General features: G+C 41.4%; 1 protein-coding gene. It reads left to right on the top strand.

Features of this window, described 5'->3' with window-relative positions:
• Positions 1-34 precede the first annotated feature (34 nt).
• A partial coding sequence (locus tag FLQ44_RS19780) for an MATE family efflux transporter (protein WP_240801349.1) occupies positions 35-348 on the top strand: 314 nt, incomplete at its 3' end.

The raw sequence follows: 348 nt of genomic DNA, 5'->3' as shown, positions 1-348 counted from the left end.
AATTTTATTGCTATTGGGAATCGACCCGAAAATCATGCATCTTGCACTGCCTTATGTGCAATGGATGTTAATGAGTAGCCCATTTTTATTTATCTATATCACCTATACTTCCATTTTGCGTGGGGTCGGAGACAGCACCACACCTCTTATGGCTTCCAGCCTCACGATTATTGTCGGTGTGATCGTGACTCCTGTATTGATTGGGGGTTATTTGGGTATGCCAAAACTAGGAATTATTGCCAGCAATAAAAATAGGATCGGAAAAAAGACTGAAATCGCAGCAATTGCTTCAACACCCAGCATTTGCCCGACAAAAATAGTGTTAATTGTCCCCGACAGATTTTGCAA

Origin of the sequence: Vogesella mureinivorans (assembly GCF_007644035.1) — a bacterium.
Lineage (GTDB): Bacteria > Pseudomonadota > Gammaproteobacteria > Burkholderiales > Chromobacteriaceae > Vogesella > Vogesella mureinivorans.
Note: the sequence above shows the minus strand (reverse complement) of the source record. Positions and strands in the feature narration are given on the sequence as shown.